Origin of the sequence: Exilibacterium tricleocarpae (assembly GCF_007004655.1) — a bacterium.
Classification (GTDB): domain Bacteria; phylum Pseudomonadota; class Gammaproteobacteria; order Pseudomonadales; family Cellvibrionaceae; genus Exilibacterium; species Exilibacterium tricleocarpae.
Genome location: NZ_ML660109.1, coordinates 12,442 through 29,944, shown reverse-complemented (window position 1 = coordinate 29,944; position 17,503 = coordinate 12,442). Strand labels below are relative to the sequence as shown.

The window sequence follows — 17,503 nt, the reverse complement described above, 5'->3', positions numbered from 1 at the left end:
CGCTTCATACCTGGAGCTTGTCTGCCGCACCCCTGCGAACGGCAGTTCCTGAGGTCCCTTGAACTTACCCTTATGGTTCTAATGCGAATCCAAAAGAATCTTGTTAACACTGCGGTGTGAGGCCCTTGCCCGGGGCAGGGGCCGGATCGGCTGACACAACCGCCTTAATTCGCGCCGGGCGCAAACTCATTTCGGCTTGCCCTGGCACAAGTCTATCGATGAGCTGACCACATTTTCAATCCCACCCTATAGCCGGTACACTTCCCACCGGCAATCAGACGCAAACACCCCCGGACAGCGGCAAATCTGAGCGGGTTTCCCATCAAGACAGCCACACACCACAACCTGGAGCGCAGCAAACAGTTGGTATTTATCTTCCCTAAAGCGGTTGTATCGGTTTGAGTTCACCCGAGCCAACCCTGATCGAGACATCGACCGAGCGCCGCACACGCAGCCTGGCCCTGTTTGTAGTCTGTATGGGCTCGTTTCTGTCACCGTTGTCGATCGCCTCGGTCAATGTCGCCATTCCCGCTATGGCCAGGGCGCTGCAGGCCGATGCGGTGCTGGTCAGTTGGCTGCCGACAATCTTCCTGCTCAGTAATGTCGCACTGATGCTGCCGTTCGGTAAACTGGCGGATAACTTCGGCCGCAAACGTATCTTTGCCCTGGGGCTGTGTATCAACGCCCTCGCCTCGCTGGGCGCATTTTTCAGCGCCAGTATTGAATGGATTCTTTTTTTTCGCTTTATCCAAGGCGCCGGTTCGGCCATGTCTTTCGGCACCGGTATGGCGATTATCACCTCGGTGTTTCCCCCCGCCAGGCGGGGTCTGCCGCTGGGCCTGAATACCGCCGCCGTCTATGTGGGCCTGACGATCGCACCCGCCCTCGGGGGCCTGGTTACCGAGATATTCGGCTGGCGCGCGGTCTTTCTGCTGCCGGTGCCGCTGGCGGCAATGCTGGTGATCGTTATCTTCGTTTTCTTGACCGGCGACTGGCGCAGGGACCGTTATTCGCCCTTCGACTGGGTCGGCACGGTGATATTCGCCGGCTGGACCCTGGCCCTGGTGATCGGCCTTACCGGACTGCCGCAGTTGCCCAATATTCTCACACTGCTGTTTGCTTTCGTGTTGTTCGGCGTGTTTATCTGGCACCAGTCCCGGCACGCCGAACCGCTGATCCGCGTGCAAATGTTCAGGGAAAACCGCCTGTTTTCCTGCTCCCTGGGCAGCGCCTTGCTGATGTATGCCAGCACCTATCCCCTGACTTTCCTGCTGAGTCTGTACCTGCAGTATGTGCGCGGCCTCAGCCCGCTGGATTCCGGTCAGGTGATCCTGGTGCAGGCGCTGGCCATGGCACTGCTGGCCCCGGTGGCCGGCAAGCTGTCCGATCGTATCGAACCGCGCATTATCGCCACCGCCGGCTGTGTCAGCGTAGCCATCGGGTTTGCGCTGTTGAGCCGGCTGGACTTCGATACCGACCCCGCGTATATCAGCGCCTCACTGTTTTGTATCGGTATTGGTTTCGGGCTGTTTTCCGCCCCCAATCACAATGCCGTTATGAGTGCCGTCGACGCCAGAGAGATCGGGGTCGCCTCGGCAACGATCAACCTGGCGCGTGTATCGGGCAACCTTATCGGTATCAGCCTGGTAAATATGCTGGTGCATCTGCTGCTGGGCGAGCAGCAGATCACCCCGGAAAAATACCGGCAGTTGCTGTCGACCGTCAACGTAGCACTGACGCTGTCTTTATGCTTTGTCTCGGCCGCGGCGCTGCTGTCAGCCGCCAGGGGTCGCAGAGTTAACGGTTGAGGGTGTCGCGACCACAGACGCACCGTTAAAACTAAAGCCCGGTAAGCGTCGGCGCAGGTTGCCGGTTTAATGAACGTTGCTGTGGACCCTTGGCTCAAGCAGCGCAGTGGTGCCGGCAGCACTGCACCTCACACCGTCTGGTCGCCGTGATACAGTCGAACCACATGGCGGGCCTCGGCAAAAAACAACCAGCGCTCCAGCAGCAAACCGGCAAGCATGGAGGCCACCGCCACGACAGTAAAAGCATCTTGACCGGTCCGCGCAAACAGGCCGATAAAGGTCGACGGCGCGATAAAAGCCAAAACCACAGCGAGTGAGCGCAATCCGACCAGGTGCCCGGTATCGAGATTGAAAATAAATTCTTTATTGAGAAAACCATCCGCCGTATGTCCCTGGTCCAACAACCTGACTCGCGCGCGGGTGAACGTGGTGGCTGTCTGTATACTGGACCCCGAGGGCTTGCCGATACGAATAAAATAGGCCAGCTTGGCGAGTGCGGCAACGCCGATCAGCAACAGACACAGATAAGGCAGGCGGACAGCCGACCAGGTGTCCCCCACCAGCGCCAGCAGCAATACCGCCCCGGACATCAGGCCCAGTAACAGGTAATTGACCGGTGTCAGCGGCAGGTGCCACTGGGGTATCGTCTTCAGGCTCGCGTAGATCATGCCGGTGCAAAACAGTGTCGCCAAACCCAAGAACACGGTGGCAAGTCCCGAGGCTGTCACCCAGGGCGTTACGGTACCGGACACCCAGAAACCGCCCAGGTAAACCATGGCAGCAGGGTAATACAAGACGGCCAACACACCCTCGCGGGACAACCATGACGTTCGAAAGCAGGCAAATGCCCGCCAGGCGTTTTTGGGATTGGCCAGGTGCAAAGTGGAGGCGCACAAACCCAGGGTGATCAAGCCCAGTGCCACGCCCGCGGGCATCCACAGGTTGCGTCCGCCCGCCGGCGGGGCCAAACCCAGGAGCTGTGCCAGCACCAACAGTGACATAAGTCCGTAGCCGGCCCCGGAAGCGACCGTAAACATCAACACAGAAAACGCAGGATTCATACCGGAAGCACTCGCTGTTTACCGTGAAATCACTTTATTGACCCAGTCTTTCACCGACGTCAACAGCGAATTCTTTTTCACCGCCGCCACCGCCTTGCCGCTGCGCGGTGGCAGGTATTTATTGGTCGGCCGATAACCCAGTTCAGGCATCAGGTCGCGCCCGCCTCGCGCGCGCGTCACCTGGCTCACTGTCGAATCGGGATCGTCAAAGTCACCGAACAGACGCGAGTGGGTGGGACAGGTGATAACACAGGCCGGTTGGCGTTCCGCCGCTGGCAGGTGTTCGTCGTAGATACGGTCAATGCAAAGCGTACACTTCTTCATCGTGCCCTGCTCCGCATCCAATTCCCGCGCGCCGTAGGGACAGGCCCAGGCACAGAGGTTACAGCCCATGCATTTGTCCTGGTCGACGAGGACGATGCCGTCCTCGTCGCGTTTGTAGGAGGCGCCGGTGGGACATACGGTCACGCAGGCGGCATCCTCACAGTGCAGGCAGGACATCGGCATATGCACCGTTTTACTGGCCGGCGTATCGCCCACCTCATAGGTGCGAATCCGGTTCAGCCAGGTACCCGAGGGTTGTTTGCCGTAGGGCTCGACATCCGCCAGGGGCCCGATGGTGCCGGACGTATTCCACTGCTTGCAGGCCGTCGCGCAGGCGTGACAGCCGACACAGGTATCCAGATCAATCACCAGGCCGAGTTTCATAATACCGGCCGGCTACTTGCGCTTGACTGCAGCACCGGCTCGCGGCGGCGGGGGGCGTTTGATATTGACATTGGCGTGGGTCGTCACAATCAGTCGGTCCGGCGGCGGCGTGTCGTTAGGGAGCGGTCTGAGGCTGGAAAAACGCGGCAAACTGCACGCGTCCCCCGCTGCAACCGGGGTTATCTTCACCCGCAGGTCATACCAGGCGGCCTGGCCGGTGATCGGGTCGGAATTGGTCAGACGCTCGCGACCCTCGCCGCGCGGCAGCGACTCCGAAATTAAATGATTCAATAAAAAGCCGCGCTGCGATTCTGCGGCATCCGGGTGCAGGCCCCAGGCGCCGCTGCGCTTGCCGATGGCATTCCAGGTCCAGACCGTATCGGCGGCCACACCCTCCATCAGTTTGACCTGCACCTTGATCCTGTCGTTGTGCGACGCCACCCACACCCAGGATAGATCACTGATCCCCAGGCTTTCAGCCCGCGCCCGGTTCATGTAGAGAAAGTTCTCCGCGGCGATCTGTCGCAACCAGGCGTTTTGGGAGTCCCAGGAGTGATACATAAACATGGGGCGCTGGGTAATGGCGTAAAACGGGTATTGCGCCGCATCGACAGCCTGCTGTTCGAGCGGCCGATAATAAAACGGCAGCGGATCGAAGTAGGTCGCCAGCCGTTGTTTATCGACATCGCGCTGCGGACAGGGGCCGTCGTAAAGCCCCTGCCCCGCCAGACGGAATTTCTGCAGGGTTTCCGAGTAGAGTTCGATAACAATCTGGTCGGTGGAACTGACCCAGCCGGCCTGTTGCGCCAGTTGCAGGTAATCCAGGTTGGCGTGGCGAAAATAGCGCTGGTTTGGCGCCAGGCGGTACTCGAAAAAGCATTCGTTCTCGATATACTTTTCCCACTGTCCGGGGTTGGGTTCGCCGCGCAGCGACTGGTCGGCATCCGCGCCGCGATAACCGGCCAAAAAGCCGATACCCGGTTCTTTTTCAAAATTCACGATAAAGTCTTTGTAGCCGCTGTAACGGCGTTCCCCGTCGTCCCCGATAAACACCGGCAGCTTTAACCGCCACCCCAGCTCCACCATCACCTCCTGCCACGGCCGTACATCGCGCTCAGGGTTCAGCACCGGCTGGCGAATGGCATCGCAGGCGGCGTGGGGCTCCGAGATCGGGCGATCGAGCATGGAAATAGTATCGAACCGTTCCAGGTAAGTGGTATCGGGCAAGACCAGATCGGAGTGATTGACCATCTCCGAGTGAAACGCATCGCCGGTGACGATAAAGGGAATCTTATAATTGCCGGCAGCGTCTTTAGCCTGCAGCATCTCGATGGTCTGGCGGGTGTTCATCGATGAGTTCCAGGCCATATTGGCCATAAACAACATCAGCGTATCGATCGGATAGGGATCGCCCTGCACGGCATTTTTGATCACCCTATGCAGCAGGCCGTGATTGGCCAGTGGCGCCTCCCAGGAAAAGGCCTTATCGATACGCAACGGCTGGCCGCCGGCGTCCAGCACCAGGTCTTCGGGCTCCAGCGGAAAACCCAGTGGCGGCGAGGCCAGCGGTGTATCCGCCGCCACCTGCTGCGCCGGTCTGATCGCCGGCGGAATATGTTTGGGATACGGCGGCTTGGCCAGGTGCCCGCCGGGGCAATCAATAGTGCCCAGCAGCACCTGCAGCAAATGCAGCGCGCGGCAGGTTTGAAAGCCGTTGGAGTGAGCGGCGATACCGCGCATCGCGTGCATGGATACCGGCCGGCCGACAAAGCGGTCGTGTTTGCGCCCGGCCCAATCCGTCCAGGCCACATCGATGGTGACGGTTTCCTCAAACGCCACCCGGGCGATTTCCAGTGCGATGCGTTCGATATCCGCCGCGGCCACACCGCAGACGGCGGCGGCATGTTCCGGTGCATAGGCCCGGTCCAGGTACTTCTCCAGAATCAGGCTCATCACCGTTCTGACTTTTTCCCCCGTCGGCGTGGTGTACTCGCCCACCAGCGCCGGCGTCACATCGGTGCGGCACGCCTTGGCAATCGCCCCGCTGGTCTGGTCCCAAACCGCCGCACCGCCGTCGGCATCGCGGTATATCAGACCGTCGCGCGAGGTGCCGGGCGCGGTGATCACCAACTGCGGCGCGTTGGTATACCGAATCAGGAACGCCTCGTCGACCAGACGGCGGCGCAGCAGCACGTGCACCATCGACAGCGCCAGCGCGGCATCGGTGCCCGGCCGGATGGCGATCCACTCATCGGCAATTGCCTGGTAGCCCGTGCGCACCGGATTGATCGCCACGAATTTGGCGCCGCGCTCTTTGAGTTTTTTCAGTCCCAGCTTGATCGGGTTGGAGGCGTGGTCCTCCGCCACACCCCAGAGCATAAAATAGCGGGTGTGCTCCCAGTCCGGATCACCGAACTCCCAGAACGAATGCCCCAGCGTGTAGAGACCGGCCGCCGCCATATTGACCGAACAAAAACCGCCGTGGGCGGCCCAGTTTACCGTGCCGAACTGGCTGGCCCAGAGCCCGGTAAGCGCCTGCATCTGGTCGCGGCCGGTAAAAAACGCCAGTTTCTTCGGATCGGTGGCGCGAATAGCGGCCAGGCGCCGGGTGAGGATATCCAGGGCGCGCTCCCAGGATATCTCGTCAAACTCACCGGCACCGCGCTCACTGCCCGGCTTGCGCAGCAACGGCGCCCGCAATTTGGCCGGCGAGTTTTGTTTCATGACACCGGCGTTACCCTTGGCACAGAGCACGCCCTTGTTGACGGGGTGATTGGGGTTGCCCTGGATAAAGCGTATCTGCTCCCCCTCCAGGGTCACCTTGATGCCGCAGCGACAGGCACACATATAACAGGTGGTGTACTTCACCTGTTGGCGGTCGTGATCCTCAAACTGTGGTAGCGGCGATTGATTGTCAGGCATAAAGGTTTCGTAAAGCCAACAGCAAAAACACGCGGAGAAAACAAAAAAACGGCCCGGCCGCTGACCAGGTTTGACCTGATTGCCGCCGGACCGCTCGGTAGAATGACCGAATACAAAGCACAGATTTAACGAAGAGAAACACTTTACTTCGCGAGCTATAGTATTCGACTCATTGGTCTTATGCAAGATATATGATATTTAATAATACAAATAAAATACCCCTACCCGCATAGTCAACCTGCGGCCCCGAGCAGCCGATCCGGGCCGGGCGATCAGAAGCTGGCCCGGGCGGCAACGCCGAAGTAACGGTCGGCATCGCGCGGCACCTGGAAGCGGAAGCCGTCGCCGCTGTTGGTGGTGACGTAACTTTCATCACCCAGGTTTTTGCCAATCAGCGTAATGCGATACTTGTCGTCATTGAACGAGAAGGCGACACTGGCGTTGAAAATATCATATTCAGGCAAGAGTCCCTCCGGGTCCACAATGCCATCGTTGTCCGGCAAATCGGATTGCTGTTCGTCCGTATGCACGAAAGAAGCGTTCAAAATAATATCCATATTGGCGGTGGGAATAATGTATTCCGCCATCAGGGAGTATTTCAGGTCCGGTGCAAAGGGGACGTCCAGCCCGGAGCGGGCGTCGCAGACAACCGTGACATTGAGCGGGCAACTGAAGTCGTCAATTTCCGCTTTGACCGAGGCAATACCGCCGGAGAGCTGCAGGTTTTCCAGCGGCCGCCAGATAAAATCCACCTCGACCCCTTCTGTCGACACATCGCCGGCATTGGTGAGCCGGGTAATGGTCACGCCGCTGGCATTGTCGGCATTGTTGGCCTGGAAGTCCTCGATATCGGTGGTAAAGATCGCCACATTGGCCACCAGATTACCGGCGGCGTACTTGTAACCGATTTCGAAAGACTCCGAGGTCTCCTCGCTGATGCCGAGTTGGTCCACCGCCGCCATATTATAGAAAACATTGAAGCCGGGGCCCTTGTAACCTTGCGCAAAGGTGCCGTAAGCCATACCGGCGTCGCCGAAGTCCCACTGGATACCTATTTTGCCCGAGACGTTGGTCTCGTCGGTATCACCGGAAAAATTGGTGTCGCCGTCCGCAAATTGGCTGTTTGGCAGACGCGCGCGCACACCCACACCCTGGCGGCCGAACGGATCGAGATTGCGGCGATTGTGATTGAATGAGATTTCGTCGTCGGTAAACCGCAGACCGAACAACAGCCGGAAATTGTCGCTGAGGTTTAACGTGCCCTGGCCGAATAACGCATAGTTGGTAAATTCGGTATTGAAAAAAGCGGTTGCCGAAACGATATCGTTGGCATTACAGGTCAGCCCGGGGTTATCGGCCAGGATTTGGGCGTTCTGTCCGTCATTGTTTTGGCAACTGGCCTCGCGGGTGAAATTGCGTTCGGAATCGATATTCCAATAAAACAAACCCAACTGGTACTCCAGCATCTCGCCCTGCGGCGACGCCAGGCGCAGTTCCTGCGAAATCTGCCGCCACTCCTGCGGCCCTACATCATGCAACTGAAACGGCACGTCAAAAACCGGCGTATCGGCAGTGCCGCCAATCGAGGTAAAATCACCCTCGCGAATTTCGGTGTTGTCCCAGGCGCGAAAGGCGGTGATCGAAGAGAGCTGATAATCCCCGAAACCTTTCTCGATCTGTACCGAGAAAGCGGTGGTTTCGTCCAGCGTGCGTGTCTCCAGATCGTGATCGATACGGCGCTGGTCCAGGTCCAGATCGACATTGCCGTCAACGACGCCGTTGCTGTCGGGCGCCGCCTCGGAGTTCGGGTTGCGGCCGCTCGGCAAAACCTCCAGATCCGTACAGCAGTCATCGTCCGCTTCATAACTTTCAGCGATAAAAAGAAACGACAGATCGTCGCTGGCATCGATCTCCAGCATGCCGCGCAGTCCCTGGCGGTCATACCCGTTGGTGGTGCGGTTGTTGAAGACATTCCTGATATAGCCGTCAAAGCCTTTGTCCAGCACCGTGAGGCTGCCGCGTGCGTTTTCCGTCAGCGGCCCGGAGACATTGAGTTTCAGGCTGTACTCATTGTCCTGGAAGAGACTGGCTTCAATGGAACCGGAGAACTCCTCACCCGGCCTCCTGGTTATCATATTGACGACGCCGGCAGAGGCGTTTTTACCAAACAGGGTTCCCTGGGGTCCGCGCAGCACTTCGATGCGCTCCAGATCGTAGAGATCGGCGAACGCCTGGCCCGAACGTCCCAGGACAACCCCGTCGACAACGGTGGAAACACTCGGCTCCGCCGCGGTGCTAAACGAGATAGTGCCGATACCGCGAACGGTGATCGCCGAGTTGCGGGTGGTATTGCCTTTGCGAAAACTGACGGAGGGCACCATCGCTTGCAGTCCCTCCAGATTGTTGGCGAAAGCGGCATCGATCTGGTCGGCGTTTAAAACCGATACGGCTACCGGCACATCGGTGAGCTTTTCCTCACGCTTTTGTGCGGTAACCGTTATCTCTTCGAGAAGAAACGACTCGCCGCTCTGCGCCAGGGCCGGTGCGCCGGCCGCCATCGATGCAACAGCCAGTGCCGCGGCCACCGGCCGCCGGGAAAATATTCTCGCTACCAACATATTACCTCCCACCTTCATATCGTTATTGATTATTCACCGGCGGTATTCTTCCACGTGCTCCATGCAGCTGGTACAGACTTGCCATGCAACCTTGCAGCACAAACTCGATCTATAAGCTTACACTGCACTTCACACTCAATTCATCGTCAACTTTTCCTGCAAAAGAATACCGTGAAATATCGTTATAGTTGGAATAGGGGCTATTATTAATTGCTTTTACCAGCCGTGAACATTATCAAATGAATCTATATAATACAATATATATCTTATATAAGTTTAACGATCCCCATCGACGCAGCCCCCTCGCTCAAAATACCGCGGACAGATTACTTTAGAGAGCCTAGACTTTAACTGTAGGAGACACAAATACATCTGTGCGCGCAAATTGCAGTGCGATAAAAACCTGGCGGTGGAGGCAAACCATCACCGGTAACACGAAACCCGCCATCAAAGGCGCAACCTACTTTTTACATCACTCAATATTAATTTTCTTTATATAAAGCAAGCTCCTATATACCTGATCCTGTTCAAAAATGTCGCCACGACGGCAGTCTTAACGACCATCGATGGGTTTATTTATTTCCATAAACTCGCTGTCGATTTCGGCTTCACACGCCTGCACGGCGCTGTCGAGTTTTTTCATCCAGGTATCGCCGTAGTTTTCCGTAAACCAGGTACGCATACCGGCAGTGGCCTGTCGAAATTTGGCCTTTTCCTCCGGCGTCGGCACGTAAACGGTACCGCCGGCGGCTTTAAACTGTTCGTAGGCGTCTATCTGCCGGCGCACCGGCAGCGCGCGGGTGACCGTCTTCAGGTGGTTAAAGCCCTCGAACACCACACGCCGGATATCTTCCGGCAACTGCTGCCAGGCCGGTTCGGAAAACCACCACAGCGCCCCCATATAACCGTGGCCGTCGAGTGTCAGGTATTTAATATTTTCGTGCAGTTTAGCGCCGATAATGTCCTGCACACCGTTTTTGGTACCCTCCACCACACCGGTTGCCATGGCGGTGTAGAGTTCCGACCAGGCAATCGGCGTGGGGTTGGCCCCCAGTTGGCGAACCAATTCCTGTTGAATGGCGGCCGAGGTGGTGCGAATTTTTTGCCCGCGCAGATCCGCCGGCACCCTTACCTGTTTATCAACGGTGGCGAAATTGCGCCAACCCCCGGTATTGGATACCGTCATCAGGCGCATATTCAGATCGGCGTTTAACATCGCTGTGCGAAACTGCTTAACGATAGGCCCGTCAAAGACACACTCGGCAACCTGGTCGTCGCGAAAGATATAAGGCAAATCCAATACCTGGCCGGGTCCGAAAAGATTGCCCAAACCGCCGATGGTCGTCATATGGACCTCTAGGATGCCGCTCTGCAGACCTTCGATACACTCCCTTTCGTTGCCGCAAAACTGGCCCGACATATAAATTTTTACCGCCACCCGACCGTTAGTGCGGCTTTCCACATAATCCTTGAACACCAGCGAGCCGTCGTAGTCCTCATCGTCAGGTGAACCGAGCAGACCAATTTTAATGGTGTATTCGCTGGAACTCACCGAGGTCGCCATACCGCCGACCAGGCAGACGGCACTGATCAGACCAAAGACTATCAATCGCAGCTTTCCCATAGGTATCACTCTCAGTTTTATCGGCGCCGGCCGGTGCTGTAAATTTCCGGGCTATAATTTTTTAGTGCTAGACAAAACCCAACCAACGGGGCACCGTCAGGGTCAACGCCGGAAAATAGGTAATCAGGAAAATCACCACCACTTCCACCGCCAAAAACGGCAACATTTCCCAGGCGATTTTCTCCGCCCTTTCCCCCGACACCGACGCCGCCACAAACAGCACCAGTCCCATCGGCGGGGTGGCCAGACCGACAGTGACATTGACACACATCACCACCGCAAAATGCAGCGGGTCGATCCCGAGGTCCAGAAAGATCGGCGCCAGCACCGGACCCAGGATCAGAATCGCCGGACCGGCGTCGAGAAACATACCGACCACAAACAAAAAGATATTGACCAGAAACAGCAGCAGGTAAACGTTGTCGGTCAAGCCCGTCATACCCCCGGCGATGATCTCCGCCATGCCGGAGACGGTGATAATCCAGGCAAAGGTGACCGCCGCCCCCACCAGCAGCAGAATGACGCCGGACTGCACAGTGGCATTGACGAAGACTCGGGGCAATTGCTCCCAGCCGAGACTGCGGGTGATCAACACGGAAATCAAAAACGCGTAAAAGGCCGCCACTGCCGCCGCCTCGGTGGGGGTAAAGACGCCGAGGAGAATCCCGCCAAGCAAAATCACCGGGGTCAACAGCGGTAAAATTGTCCTGCGCAGCACGGCGCCTCGCTCCGACCAAGTGGCTTTTTCCGCGGCGACGGGGTAGTTGCGCGTCTTGGCCAGATGTCGTGTTACCAGCATCAGGCCGATACAGATCAAAACGCCGGGCACAATACCGGCGGCAAACAATCCGCCGACGGACACATTCATGATAAAGGCATACAGAATCATGATCCCCGATGGCGGGATAATCGGGCCGATCACCGAGGAGGCGGCGGTTACCGCGGCGGCGAAGCGGCGCGAGTAACCGTTTTGTTCCATGGCGGGGATCAGCATTTTACCGAGCGCCGAGGTATCGGCGACCGCCGAACCGGACAATCCGGCAAACAACACCGAGGAGAGAATATTCATCTGCGCCAGGCCGCCGCGAAAGTGGCCGATCATAGCCTGGCTGAAGTGCACGATCGAGCGGGTAATACCGCCGGCATTCATCAGTTCGCCGGCCAGGATAAAGAACGGCACCGCCATCAACGGAAACGAATCGATACCGTTATAGAGCCGCGACAGCAGCGCGGTAAAAAACATCTCCTGGTCGTCCACCAGCAAACTCACGCCCGGGCCGATCAGCAGCGCAAATACAATCGGCATACCTGCCGACAGCAGAAAGATAAATACCCAAAAATACGTCAGTGACATTCAGGGCACCCCTGTGTCGTTGTTCGTTATTGTTTTGACTTTGAACCCAAATTACTAAATTACTCTAGATTACCTTCGGCGTCCGGCACCCGATAGTCGCCGCCGTCAATCAACGCCAGCAGGTCGCGCAGAACCAGTTCACAGCCCACCAGAAACAGGGCGCTAAAGCCAAACGGGACCACTGAATAGAACCACGCCATTTCAATGCCCATAGTGGCCGACTGAATGGATTGGCCGCGCGACCAAAAGGCCAGTGACTCGATAAAGAGCACGTAAACTATCCACAGCACCAACAGGTTCAGGCCGATCTGCAAGACCAGCCGATAGGGGCGCGACATGGCTTCGGAAAAGATATTGATCGACACATTCTGTCCGCGACGGTAAGCCCAGGGCGCCACCAGAAATGCGGTCCAGACCATCATCACTTTGGCGAACTCTTCCGTCCAGGACAGGGAATCGTTTAGCACATAGCGAAACAGGACCTGGATCAAGACGGCCGAGGTCATCAACAACACAAGGATGGCAGCGAGGTTACGCGCATAAACACTGACGGTGTGATTTAAAGTCGCCAGTGGGGTAACAAGGTGTTTATAAAGGAGTTCGATCAATTTTTACCCCTTAGCCTGATCGGCAAATACCAGCTTTTAGTTTTTATCGTTCGGAGCAACTCAATTCAAAATTGGCACGGTGGTAGGGTCATAGAGCGGGAGAGGGGGTTCAAGACCGTCTGCCGCAGGGATGCGGCAGCCGAGCCCCCAGGGATGGGTTCACGGCGGGTCTTGAACCCCCTCTCCCGCTCTATGACCCGGCGTTCGAAGTATCATCTCCAGCACACCAATACCGCTCCACCTTAACCCGCCCCCCCAACGCCTCAGTATGCAGAACATCAGGCCCCAAAGGCACCCGATCCCCCTCTCGCACAAAAACCGCGTACTCCTCCAAAGCCAGCGCCAAGTGATAACTGCGCCCGCCGGCAAACGGCTGCCGGTCGGGGAAGCGCCGCCACTGCCCGCGCGGCAGGTAGACCTCGACCTCACCGTCGGCGCGCAGGCAGGGTGCCACCAGCATCTTATCGCCAAACATAAACTGTTCCTCGAATCCCCAGGCGGCGCGCTCCTGTGGAAACGCCAGCGCCATCGCCCGCTGGCACGGCAGGCCGGTGGCACTGGCCTGCCGTACGACTTCCTGTAAATAAGGCAACAACCGATAGCGCAACTGCAAAGCCTGCATCGCAGCCGCCGCCGCGGCTGCGCCGAACGTTTCATGCGTATACGACCAGGGCTCCCGCTGCCCGATACCGTGCAGGCGCATATGGGCGGAAAAAACCGCCGCCTGGGCCCAGCGCAGATAGAGCACCGCATCGCGTTGGTCGCCGTAGAAACCACCGACATCGGTGGCGTAAAACGGCGCGCCCGACAACCCCCAGGACAGGCCGCCGCGCAGGCTGGCGGCCAGGCCGCCCCAGTCCGCCTGGGGGTCGCCGCCCCACTGGGAGGGATAGCGCTGGCAACCGGTCCAGGACGAACGGCTGAACAGGAAGGCGCCGGACCCGCAATAGCGCTCGGCCGCTTCGTACACGCAGCGGTTGTAAAGCAACGTATAAGCGTTGTGCAGTTGCCGTCCGCGGTCACCGTTGGCGGCCTGGATAGTGTCGTCCTCCACCTGTTCGCCGAAGTCCGCCTTGATCATATCCACCCCCACCTCGAACAGCGACTGGTGACGGTCGCGCCAAAAAGCATAGGCGTCGGGGTGAGTAAAATCCACCAGGCCGGATATCGGCAGCGGCGTCAACACGTCGCCGAAGGGTTCGCTATCCCACTGGTAGCGGTAGGCCGCACCTGTTTCGCTGTCGGTCAACAGCCAGCCCTTGGCCGCCATCTCGTCAAACAACGGATGCTGCACCGACACCAGCGGATATTCCCAGACACAGACTTTGAAGTTCAAGGCCTTGAGTTCATCGAGTACCTGTTTGGGTTGCGGGTAGCGCGCGGCGTCCCACTCAAAGGCGAAGCGGGTGTCCGTATCCAGCCAGGCGCGCCCGTCCAGGGTGATCACGTCGCAGGGCATCTCGCGCTCGCGCACCTGCCTGGCGGTGTCCAGCAACTCCTCAGCATCGACATAGTAGGCCTTGGAAAGAATGACACCGAGACTCCACAGCGGCGGCACCGGCGCGCGCCCGGTCAACTCGGTGTAGTGGCCGATGATCTCGGCACCATCGGTACCGGCGAACAAAAACAAATCCAGTTGCGGCTCCTCTACATAGAGCCCGTAGGCGCGCTGCGACCAGGGCGCGAAACCCACCCCGTGGGTCACCGGCGCCGGCGTGTGAACCAACAGCCCCCAGCCGGCGGGGCTCCAGGCAAAGGGTGTATTTTTGTAGGAAGCCTCGCCGTTTACCCCAAGGGCATCGCGGTTATAGGATTCGATCAGTTGCCCTCTCTTGTCCAGCCTGCCCCATTTTTCACCTAACCCGTATACCGGCTCGCCGGTGTCGAGTTCGAGGCTCATAAACCAACCGTCTTCGAGCCGCGCCACCGGCGGCAACCGAAAGCGGCGCACAAAATGAGCATCGGTTGGCGAAGACTGCACCCGCTTATCGCCGCGCCGCAATTCGAACGCAAAAGGTCGATGTTCGATACGCAGCGTAAAACCGGCAGCGGACACTTCAGTAACGCCGGTATCGACGGCAACCGTCAAGGGCGCGGCGACGGGTTCGTCCACCAACAGTCCGTAGTCACCGGTGCTGCGTTCACCAAAACGCAAACGCGCGCCGAACGCATGTAACGACACGGTCAGGGGACCGGCGCTGGTAGGCAGCACCAACACCTCCCCGCGCTGCTCGGCGGGGCCCGCAATCGCCAACTGATCTATGCGTCCCCAATTGGGGGAGAGCGGATCGAAAGCGTTCATTCAGGTCAGCTCCAGCACCGGCACCTCCATCTGCGCGGCCAGGGCGCGCAAAGATTCGCGATAATCACCGTAGGCAATGGCGTAGTGATGCTCAACCCCTTCGTCCATAATCGTCGCACACACCGCTGCCGCCGGCCGGTCAAAGCGCAGGGTGCCGGAAGTGCCGGTAAACGCCATGGGCGCGCGCAGCATCTCGGCGCCGCCGATAATCAGCTTGGTGACATTTTTGGCCTGGGACAGGCGCGCCAGGGTCACCCGCCCCGGCTTCAGGGGAAACTGGTGCAACAGCGGCATCTTGCGGTTGGTGTGGATAGTCGCCTGCGGCTGCGCCTCGGGATCACACATGGACAAAGGCGCCAGGCCGCAGTGCCAGAACACCGCGGTATCGTCACCGGCATCGATATCCACCAGGTCAGCCATCCACACCGGCGCCTGCGCCAGCTCCTGCATCATCAGCGTCGACAACGACCCGTAGACATCAGCCTCGCAGGCACAGGGCACCCCCGCCTCATTCATCATCGCCATCGGCCCGCAGGCGGCGCAGCCATAATCGGTAAAGGTCTCCGGCCAACAGCGCACCGCCAGACTGCTGGCGCCGGTATCGGCCTGCACATCCTGCAGGGCACAATAAATCCGCAACGACCGGTCCAACTGCGCCTGATCCACCGCACCCAGACCCGCCAGGTCCCGCTGCGCCCGTGCCCGCACCGCGGCGACGCGATCGTCATCGGCGGCCTTTGCCCTGGCAAATAAGGTCTCCAGTTCGACGCTCTCCACCTCGACACCGGCCAGGCGTCGCAGCGCCGGGCCGTCGTAGGCGCAGGTGTCGAAACCGTCCGGATGCCGGCCCACGACACCGATACGGGAACCCGCCAGCGCCCGCATCACCCGCTGCGCCGCGGGATCGGTCGCAGCGCCCGGGCGGCTGATACGACTGTCGCGCGGCGGCAGCGGCTGCAACAAATCCCGCAGCCGCTGTTCGATGCCGGCGGCATCTGCAGACAGATACAGCCAACCGTAATCCACTTCGGCCTTGCCCAGGGCATGGGCGGCGAGGTTGATACCGCAATAGGCATTCAACCGCAGCCGTCCGCCGGCGCGCGGCTCCGGCAAACCCCACAGCGCCACCGGCGCCTCGATATCCCGGGCCAGGTGTACGGTCATGGAGGCATCGGTAAACGTCACCTGGATGATCAACAGCAGATCGATACGCGCGGCAGACTGGATTGCCTGCGCCGCAGCGACCACCGCCGGCCCGTCAAACAACAGTTCGCGCGGACCGACCGTGGCAATACCCGCCGCATCCAGGGCGGCAAACGCGCGGTTTTTGTTTTCCTCGGCGAACTCGACATCGAAGGTCGGTCGCGCCAGTGCGACAACACCGTAGGTCGACATCTTAGCCTCCAAAGCCTGAGTAATGATGGCGGAAAGTCTGGTCGGCGGGCGCAACATCGACTGTGCCGCCGTAGCACGAATGGCGATGCCAGGGCAGCGCCTCGGTATCGGTCAGTCGATTGATATCGCGCATATAATCCACCGCATCGTCACGCAGCGCGTTGCGGATAGCATCCCAGTCCGGAAAGTGCCGGAACGCCTCCAGCCAGATGGCACGACCCGCCAGATAGCCGGAAGCACCCGCCGCATAGGCATGGGTCAGCACTTTTTCAAACGCCTCCATGCCGGCGCCGGCCGACAACATTACCCACGGCCGCCCCGCCGTCGCCCCCAGTTTGTCGAACCACGCCTGGGCGTCTTCCCAACCATCGTTGCCGACGCCGGGCACATCCCCGGCGGCCAGCGGACTTTCCAGTTTAAACAGATCGACGCCGAAACGGGGATCGGCAAAGGTCGCCACACTCTCGAGTACCAATTCGGGTTTCTTGGTGCGCATTTCTTTATAGTCGCCGGTCTGCTCGCTGTCGCCGGCGAGAGGATAGACCAGCAATTCAAACACAAAGGGAATATCATAGCGGGCGCAGGCGGCGCCGATTTTTTCAGTAAAATCCTGCTGCGCCCGGCACACGGCGGGATCGGCATCGGGGCGGTACCAGGTCAGCACTTTCACCGCATCGGCGCCGACGCGCTTGATTTTTTCCACCGACCAGTCGTCGATGGTGGCGGACAAGCGCCCGCCCGGCGTCTCCTGAAACAGTGAGTCCTCCAACGTCAGAATCAGGCCTTTGGCGGGGCTGTAAGCGGAAATACCGCGAGGGTAGGCACCGTGGGGGTCGAGCAGCATGGCGGAGGACTCCCCCTGCAACTCCTCGATCAACAGCCGTTTGAACCCAGCGACATCTTCCCAGGGCGCCTCTTCGGTGCCGCGTTTCTCGCGAATGGGGTTTTTAATCGGCGGGCGCTGATCCACGGCCGTCATTTTGAAACGCCCGTGCCGATCCGCCAGCCGGCGCATACCCCAGACTTTACCGGCTGGGAGTGTCTCTGAAAGTGTCATGGTGAATCCTTAAAACTACTCTGTTATCCCGGCGCGCGCCCGCGTT

At 59.1% G+C, this 17,503-nt stretch carries 11 protein-coding genes; 1 reads left to right on the top strand and 10 read right to left on the bottom strand.

Annotated elements, in window-relative coordinates; genetic code table 11:
- Nucleotides 1–398 precede the first annotated feature (398 nt).
- Nucleotides 399–1,808: an MFS transporter gene (locus FKG94_RS24750; protein WP_246125387.1), complete on the top strand. Its 1,410-nt coding sequence runs from the start codon at nucleotides 399–401 to the stop codon at nucleotides 1,806–1,808.
- Between the two features lie 128 nt (nucleotides 1,809–1,936).
- Here the strand turns inward: FKG94_RS24750 and FKG94_RS24745 are convergent, their stop codons facing one another.
- From FKG94_RS24745 to FKG94_RS24700, 10 genes are all read right to left on the bottom strand, one after another.
- Complete coding sequence (locus FKG94_RS24745) at nucleotides 1,937–2,869, bottom strand: dimethyl sulfoxide reductase anchor subunit family protein (RefSeq protein ID WP_142929640.1); 933 nt, start codon at nucleotides 2,867–2,869, stop codon at nucleotides 1,937–1,939.
- Between the two features lie 18 nt (nucleotides 2,870–2,887).
- Nucleotides 2,888–3,577 carry a 4Fe-4S dicluster domain-containing protein gene (locus FKG94_RS24740; RefSeq protein WP_142929639.1) on the bottom strand — a complete coding sequence of 230 codons (690 nt, stop codon included), beginning with the start codon at nucleotides 3,575–3,577 and terminating at the stop codon, nucleotides 2,888–2,890.
- Between the two features lie 12 nt (nucleotides 3,578–3,589).
- The gene (locus FKG94_RS24735) at nucleotides 3,590–6,499 is read right to left on the bottom strand and encodes a molybdopterin oxidoreductase family protein (RefSeq protein ID WP_142929638.1); all 2,910 of its coding nucleotides are present in this window, start codon (nucleotides 6,497–6,499) and stop codon (nucleotides 3,590–3,592) included.
- Nucleotides 6,500–6,771: 272 nt separating this feature from the next.
- Nucleotides 6,772–9,117, bottom strand: a complete 2,346-nt coding sequence (locus tag FKG94_RS24730) for a TonB-dependent receptor (RefSeq protein ID WP_142929637.1) — start codon at nucleotides 9,115–9,117, stop codon at nucleotides 6,772–6,774.
- A gap of 553 nt (nucleotides 9,118–9,670) precedes the next feature.
- Nucleotides 9,671–10,741: a TRAP transporter substrate-binding protein gene (locus FKG94_RS24725; RefSeq protein WP_142929636.1), complete on the bottom strand. Its 1,071-nt coding sequence runs from the start codon at nucleotides 10,739–10,741 to the stop codon at nucleotides 9,671–9,673.
- A gap of 67 nt (nucleotides 10,742–10,808) precedes the next feature.
- A complete protein-coding gene (locus tag FKG94_RS24720) occupies nucleotides 10,809–12,095 on the bottom strand; it encodes a TRAP transporter large permease (RefSeq protein WP_142929635.1) in 1,287 nt (428 codons plus the stop codon).
- Nucleotides 12,096–12,154: 59 nt separating this feature from the next.
- Complete coding sequence (locus FKG94_RS24715) at nucleotides 12,155–12,703, bottom strand: TRAP transporter small permease (RefSeq protein WP_142929634.1); 549 nt, start codon at nucleotides 12,701–12,703, stop codon at nucleotides 12,155–12,157.
- Between the two features lie 190 nt (nucleotides 12,704–12,893).
- Complete coding sequence (locus FKG94_RS24710; protein ID WP_142929633.1) at nucleotides 12,894–15,005, bottom strand: glycoside hydrolase family 31 protein; 2,112 nt, start codon at nucleotides 15,003–15,005, stop codon at nucleotides 12,894–12,896.
- Nucleotides 15,006–16,400 (bottom strand): L-fucose/L-arabinose isomerase family protein, encoded by a 1,395-nt coding sequence (locus FKG94_RS24705; RefSeq protein WP_142929632.1) that lies wholly within the window; start codon nucleotides 16,398–16,400, stop codon nucleotides 15,006–15,008.
- Nucleotide 16,401: 1 nt separating this feature from the next.
- On the bottom strand, nucleotides 16,402–17,457 hold the full coding sequence (locus FKG94_RS24700; protein ID WP_142929631.1) for a tagatose 1,6-diphosphate aldolase: 1,056 nt from the start codon (nucleotides 17,455–17,457) through the stop codon (nucleotides 16,402–16,404).
- Between the last annotated feature and the right edge of the window lie 46 nt (nucleotides 17,458–17,503).

Coding starts and splice junctions, on each gene's coding strand:
- FKG94_RS24700 (WP_142929631.1), bottom strand. CDS start 17,457: ATGACACTTTCAGAGACACTCCCAGCCGGTAAAGTCTGGGGTATGCGC.
- FKG94_RS24730 (WP_142929637.1), bottom strand. CDS start 9,117: ATGTTGGTAGCGAGAATATTTTCCCGGCGGCCGGTGGCCGCGGCACTG.
- FKG94_RS24725 (WP_142929636.1), bottom strand. CDS start 10,741: ATGGGAAAGCTGCGATTGATAGTCTTTGGTCTGATCAGTGCCGTCTGC.
- FKG94_RS24745 (WP_142929640.1), bottom strand. CDS start 2,869: ATGAATCCTGCGTTTTCTGTGTTGATGTTTACGGTCGCTTCCGGGGCC.
- FKG94_RS24735 (WP_142929638.1), bottom strand. CDS start 6,499: ATGCCTGACAATCAATCGCCGCTACCACAGTTTGAGGATCACGACCGC.
- FKG94_RS24710 (WP_142929633.1), bottom strand. CDS start 15,005: ATGAACGCTTTCGATCCGCTCTCCCCCAATTGGGGACGCATAGATCAG.
- FKG94_RS24720 (WP_142929635.1), bottom strand. CDS start 12,095: ATGTCACTGACGTATTTTTGGGTATTTATCTTTCTGCTGTCGGCAGGT.
- FKG94_RS24705 (WP_142929632.1), bottom strand. CDS start 16,400: ATGTCGACCTACGGTGTTGTCGCACTGGCGCGACCGACCTTCGATGTC.
- FKG94_RS24740 (WP_142929639.1), bottom strand. CDS start 3,577: ATGAAACTCGGCCTGGTGATTGATCTGGATACCTGTGTCGGCTGTCAC.